Origin of the sequence: Intrasporangium sp., assembly GCF_039812505.1 — a bacterium.
In the GTDB taxonomy this organism is placed as follows: Bacteria; Actinomycetota; Actinomycetes; order Actinomycetales; family Dermatophilaceae; genus Intrasporangium_A.
Window position 1 is genome coordinate 1 of the sequence record NZ_JBDIAQ010000193.1, and the last position, 5,651, is coordinate 5,651.

Consider the following 5,651-nt stretch of genomic DNA (forward strand, 5'->3'; position numbering starts at 1 on the left):
GGGTCGTTCGGGTAGCCGACGACGACCCGCTTGGCCTGGGCGGCATACCGCTGCACGAACTCGTCGTAGACGTCGCGGTGGACCAGGATGCGGCTACCGGCGGTGCAGCGCTCGCCGTTGAGGGAGAAGACCCCGAAGATCGTGGCGTCGACGGCGGCATCGAGGTCGGCGTCGGCGAACACCACGGCCGGGCTCTTGCCGCCCAGCTCCATGGACAGGCCCTTCAGGAAGGGGGCGGCGTTGCCGAAGATGAGCTGGCCGGTGCTGCTCTCGCCGGTGAAGGAGATCAGTGGCACGTCGGGGTGCTTGACCAGGGCGTCGCCGGCGTGCTCGCCGAGCCCGTTGACCAGGTTGAACACGCCCTGCGGCAGGCCCGCCTCCTCGAAGATCCCGGCCCACAGCGAGGCGGACAACGGGGTGAACTCGGCCGGCTTGAGCACGACCGTGTTGCCGGTGGCCAGGGCCGGCCCGAGCTTCCACGACTCGAGCATGAACGGGGTGTTCCACGGGGTGATCAGGCCCGCGACGCCGATCGGCTTGCGGTTGACGTAGTTGACCTGACGGCCGGGCACCTTGTAGGTGTCGTCGGCCTGCGCGACGATCAGGTCGGCGAAGAACCGGAAGTTCTCGGCGGCGCGCCGGGCCTGCCCGAGCGCCTGGGTGATCGGCAGCCCGGAGTCGAACGACTCGAGCTCGGCCAGACGGGCATCGCGCGACTCGACGATGTCGGCGATGCGGTGCAGCACGCGGGAGCGCTCGCGCGGCAGCATCCGGGGCCACGGCCCCTCGTCGAAGGCCCGCCGGGCCGCGGCGACGGCCCGGTCGATGTCCGCCTTCTTGCCCGAGGCGGCCTGCACGTAGGTCTCGTTGGTGACCGGGTCGAGCACGTCGAAGGTGTCCCCGTCGAGGGAGTCGACGAACGCTCCGTCGATGTAGTGCTGGATGCGCTCGGGCAGGTCGCTGGGCCTGCGGTCGGTGATCGTGGTGGTGTCGGTCATGGGTTCTCTCCGGGTTCGGGGGTGGGGTCAGATGATCGGGAGGCCGGCAGCCTCGTGGTCGGGTTCGTGCGACAGGTAGGCCCGCAGCGTCGCGGAGCGATGCCGGCGGGCGGCGTGCTCGATCTCCTCGAGTGGCGCCGACGCCTCGATGAGACACAGGATCTGCTCGTGCTCGCGCACCGACTCGTAGGCCCGTTCCGGCACGAAGGAGAAGGTCGAGCTGCGCAGCCCACCGAGCCGGACCCACTCCGCCTCGACCAGCTCGAGCAGCCGGGGGTTGGGACAGCGGGTGAAGAGCCGGGCGTGGAAGCTCTGGTTCAGCGCGGTGAAGGCGCGTGGGTCGAAGTACTCGAGCTGGGTGACCATGCGCTCGTTGATCCGGCGGGCCGCCGCCAGGTCGTCGGCGGTGACGCCCCGCGCGGCCAGGGCCGTCGCGGCCCCCTCGAGCACGGCCAGGGCCTGCATGCTGTAGGTGTACTGCACGTCGTCGACCATCGACACACGGGCGCCGACGTTGCGCTCGAAGGTGACGAGGCCCTCGGCCTCCAGCTGTCGGATCGCCTCACGGACGGGCACGACGCTCATGTCGAGCTGGCTCGCGATCGTGGACAGGACGAGTCGGTAGCCGGGAGTGAAGTCCCGGTCGGCGATGCGCTGCCTGATCCAGGCGTGGGCCCGGGCCGACTTGCTCAGCCCGAGGTCGGCCTCCGGGTGCGTCGTCGGTGTGCTCATGTCGACTCCCCTCCACCGTGTTCGGCATCGTACCGGGCCCGCCAGTGCGCGTTCATCGGGAACAGCCCCTCGAGGGGGTGACCCTCGGCGACGCGCTGCACTACCCAGCCGTCCGACTGCTCCTGGGCCAGCGCGGCGTCGGCGACCTCCTCGGCAAGGGCCGGCGGGATGACGATGACGCCGTCGGCGTCGCCGACGATGATGTCACCCGGCTGCACGGTGGCCCCGCCGCAGCTGATCGTGAGGTCGGTGTCCCACGGGACGTGCTTGCGGCCCAGGACGGCGGGGTGCGCTCCCGCGGAGTAGACCGGCAGGCCGGCGGCCACGACCGGGTCGTGGTCGCGGACTGCTCCATCGGTGACGATGCCGGCCGCCCCTCGCACGCGGGCGCGGATGGCCAGGACGTCGCCGAGCGTGCCGGCACCCTGCTCGCCGCGTGCCTCGATGACGATCACCTCGCCCTCGCCGACCGCGTCGAAGGCAGCCTTCTGGGCGTTGTGCCCACCACCGTGGGTCTGGAACAGGTCCTCCCGGTTCGGCACGAACCGCAGGGTCCTCGCGGTGCCGACCAGCTTGCCCGAACCCGGCAGGGCCCGCACGCCGTCGATCGAGACGTTGTTCAGCCCGCGGCGGCGCAGCTGCGAGGACAGGCTCGCCACCGGGATGCTCGCGAGCTTGCTGCGCAGAGCCGCACTCAGCGTCGCGGTGCCGGGCTCGTCCGTCTCCGGCAGCCCGGCCGCCGCCCGCGAACCCCAGGCCGCGATGCGCTGTGCGTCGTCGACCGCCGGCAGGGACCCGACCGACGCGTCGTAGCCGCCGCCCTCCTCGGCGGTCACGGTGGTGACCAGCCGGCCTGAGCTCGCTCCCGTGCCCGGGTGGTCGACCTCGACCTCGACGACGTCTCCGGGGACGACGACCGACGAGCCGGCGGGGGTGCCGGTGAGGATGACGTCACCCGGCTCGAGCGTGAAGTGCTGGGACAGGTCGGCCACGAACTGGGCGAGCGGGAAGATCAGCCCGGCCGTCGTGTCGTCCTGGACGAGCGAGCCGTTGACCCAGGTGCGAAGCCGGAGCGCGCCGGGGTCGACGGTGCGCGCGTCGACGAGGCTCGGGCCGATCGGGGTGAACCCGTCGCCGCCCTTGGAGCGGACGTTCGAGCCCTTGTCGTTGGCGCGCAGGTCGTAGAGGCCGAAGTCGTTGGCGGCGGTCACCCAGGCCACGTGCTCCCAGGCGTCGGCGAGGGGCACCCGCCGGGCGGGCTCACCGATCACGAGCGCGATCTCGCCCTCGAAGGCCAGCAGCTCCGTGCCCGCGGGGCGTCCGATGGCGCCGCCCGAGGCGGCCACCGAGCTGGACGGCTTGAAGAAGTAGGAGGGTGCGGCAGGTCTGCGCCCGCGCTGGTCCGCCCGGGATGCATAGCTCAGGTGGACCGCAACGATCTTGCCGGGGCGGCCGGGCAGGCCGGCGAATCGGGGATCTGCGCTAACCGTCTGAGTGCTCATGAGCCTCCTTGCTCTTGCGTCGTATGACAATACCGTATACGATCTTGGATATCGGAGCAAGTACCCCGCCCCAGCAGTTGCCCAGCCCCGGTGGCCCTGCCCCGGTGGTCAAGCCCAGGTAGAACACGACGGCTCGATCCACCGTGGCCTCCCCGCACCGGCCCACCCCACGGTCGACACGGGCGCTGCGGACGCTCCGAGACAGACAAGGACGTCGAAGCGACACAGGAGTCAGCACACCAATGAGCATCACGTATCCGCCGGGCACCGCCTCCCACGACACCCCGAGCACCCCCCGCGAGCAGCGCCGGGTCATGCTGGCCACAGTGGTCGGCACCACGGTCGAGTGGTACGACTTCTTCATCTACGCCACGGCCGCGGGTCTGGTCTTCGGTGACCTGTTCTTCGCCCCCGCCGGACCACAGTTCGCGCAGATCCTCTCCTTCATCACCGTCGGGATCAGCTTCCTGTTCCGGCCGATCGGCGCCTTCCTCGCCGGCCACCTCGGCGACAGGTACGGCCGGCGGCTCGTCCTCATGCTCACCCTGATCCTCATGGGCGTGGCCACGACACTGGTCGGCGTGCTGCCCACCCACGAGTCGATCGGCGTCTGGGCGCCCGTCCTGCTGATCCTGCTGCGGATGGTGCAGGGCGTCTCGGCCGGCGGTGAATGGGGCGGCGCAGCGCTGCTCGCCGTCGAGCACGCCCCGACCCGCAAGCGTGGCCTCTTCGGCGCCGCCCCGCAGATCGGCGTCCCGCTGGGCCTGCTGCTCGCCTCCGGGGTGATGGCGTTGATGGCAGTTGTCGCGCCGGGTGACGCGTTCCACGCCTGGGGCTGGCGGGTCCCGTTCCTGTTCTCCATCGTGCTGATCGGGGTCGGCTACTACATCCGGCGGCGTGTCGAGGAGAGCCCCGTCTTCGCCGAGATCGCCGAGCGCAAGCACCAGGCCGAGACGCCGATCGTCGAGCTGTTCCGCAAGCACACCCCGCTCGTGATCGTCGCCGCCCTCGTCTTCGCCGGCAACAACGCGGTCGGCTACATGACCACCGGCGGCTACATCCAGCGCTACGCCACGGACCCGCACGGCCCCATCGCCCTGGACCGGGGCCCCGTCCTGTGGGCCGTCACCGGCTCGGCCGTCACCTGGCTCATCGCGACCTTCGCCGGCGGATGGGTGTCCGACCACATCGGGCGTCGCCGCACCTACGTGCTCGGCTGGATCCTGCAGCTGGCGGGCGTCTTCACCCTCTTCCCCCTCGTCAACACCGGCAGCGTCGGGCTGCTCTTCGCCGGCCTGGCGCTCCTCACCATCGGACTCGGCCTGACCTACGGCCCGCAGTCCGCGCTCTACAGCGAGCTGTTCCCGGCCAGCATCCGGTTCTCCGGCGTGTCGATCTCCTACGCCCTCGGCGCCATCCTCGGCGGCGCGTTCGCCCCGACCATCGCCCAGGCGCTGGTCCAGGCGACCGGCGGCACCGGCGCGGTCACGTGGTACCTGGCCGGGATGACCGTGGTCGGGCTCGTCGCGACCCTGCTGCTGCGCGACCGCACCGGGATCCCGCTCGGCCCGGACCACGAGGCCGAGCAGGCGCAGGGATACTTCGTAGGACAACCAGGGGCGTACCCCAGCGCCGCGGCCAACTGACGGAACGGAAGGTAGACACACATGATGCAGTTCCACCACCACGGTTACGTTTCCGCGGATCCACGCGTGCGCCCCGTCGCGGGCACCGGTGTCGACCGCCCGGCCGAGCTCCCGGACGAGGTCGACGTCCTGATCGTCGGCAGCGGCCCCGCCGGCATGCTGCTGGCCGCCCAGCTCGCGCAGTTCCCCAGCATCACCACGCGGGTCATCGAGCGCCGCGCCGGCCGGTTGGAGATCGGGCAGGCCGACGGCATCCAGGCCCGCAGCGTCGAGACCTTCCAGGCGTTCGGCTTCGCCGAGCAGATCATCGCCGAGGCCTACCGGATCACCGCGATGAACTTCTGGACCCCCGACCCGGACAACCTGGACAACATCATCCGCACCTCGCGGACCGTCGACGACGAGCACCACATCAGCGAGTTCCCCCACCTGATCGTCAACCAGGCCCGCGTGCTCGACTACTTCGCCGAGGTCGCGGCGAACGCGCCGACGCGCACGACGCCCGACTACGGCCTGGAGTTCGTCGGGCTCACGATCGGCGACGGCGAGCACCCCGTGCAGGTCACCCTGCGGCATACCGCAGGCCCGCGCGAGGGCACCGAACGGAAGGTCCGGGCCAAGTACGTGGTCGGGTGCGACGGCGCCCGCAGCCTGGTGCGCGACTCGATCGGACGCACCATGACCGGCAACCAGGCCATGCACGCCTGGTCGGTCATGGACGTGCTGGCCGTCACCGACTTCCCCGACATCCGCACCAAGTGCGCGATCCAGTC

5 protein-coding genes are annotated in these 5,651 nt (G+C 71.0%); 2 read left to right on the forward strand and 3 right to left on the reverse strand.

Annotated features, from left to right (window positions below; all coding sequences use genetic code 11):
- The 3 genes from WMI84_RS16570 to WMI84_RS16580 all read right to left on the reverse strand — a co-directional run.
- A partial coding sequence (locus tag WMI84_RS16570; RefSeq protein ID WP_347354879.1) for an aldehyde dehydrogenase family protein occupies positions 1 to 998 on the reverse strand: 998 nt, incomplete at its 3' end.
- A gap of 27 nt (positions 999 to 1,025) precedes the next feature.
- Positions 1,026 to 1,730 carry a GntR family transcriptional regulator gene (locus WMI84_RS16575; RefSeq protein WP_347354880.1) on the reverse strand — a complete coding sequence of 235 codons (705 nt, stop codon included), beginning with the start codon at positions 1,728 to 1,730 and terminating at the stop codon, positions 1,026 to 1,028.
- Positions 1,727 to 3,232 (reverse strand): fumarylacetoacetate hydrolase family protein, encoded by a 1,506-nt coding sequence (locus tag WMI84_RS16580; RefSeq protein WP_347354881.1) that lies wholly within the window; start codon positions 3,230 to 3,232, stop codon positions 1,727 to 1,729. Before WMI84_RS16580 ends, WMI84_RS16575 begins: the two co-directional genes overlap by 4 nt.
- A gap of 242 nt (positions 3,233 to 3,474) precedes the next feature.
- Here WMI84_RS16580 and WMI84_RS16585 point away from each other — a divergent pair, with 242 nt between their 5' ends.
- Positions 3,475 to 4,878 (forward strand): MFS transporter, encoded by a 1,404-nt coding sequence (locus tag WMI84_RS16585; protein ID WP_347354882.1) that lies wholly within the window; start codon positions 3,475 to 3,477, stop codon positions 4,876 to 4,878.
- Between the two features lie 24 nt (positions 4,879 to 4,902).
- Positions 4,903 to 5,651 (forward strand): FAD-dependent monooxygenase (locus tag WMI84_RS16590; protein WP_347354883.1); only part of this gene is annotated, 749 nt, incomplete at its 3' end.

Excerpts from the sequence above, each read along its gene's own strand:
- WMI84_RS16575 (WP_347354880.1), bottom strand. The coding sequence starts at position 1,730 with ATGAGCACACCGACGACGCACCCGGAGGCCGACCTCGGGCTGAGCAAG.
- WMI84_RS16580 (WP_347354881.1), bottom strand. The coding sequence starts at position 3,232 with ATGAGCACTCAGACGGTTAGCGCAGATCCCCGATTCGCCGGCCTGCCC.
- WMI84_RS16585 (WP_347354882.1), top strand. The coding sequence starts at position 3,475 with ATGAGCATCACGTATCCGCCGGGCACCGCCTCCCACGACACCCCGAGC.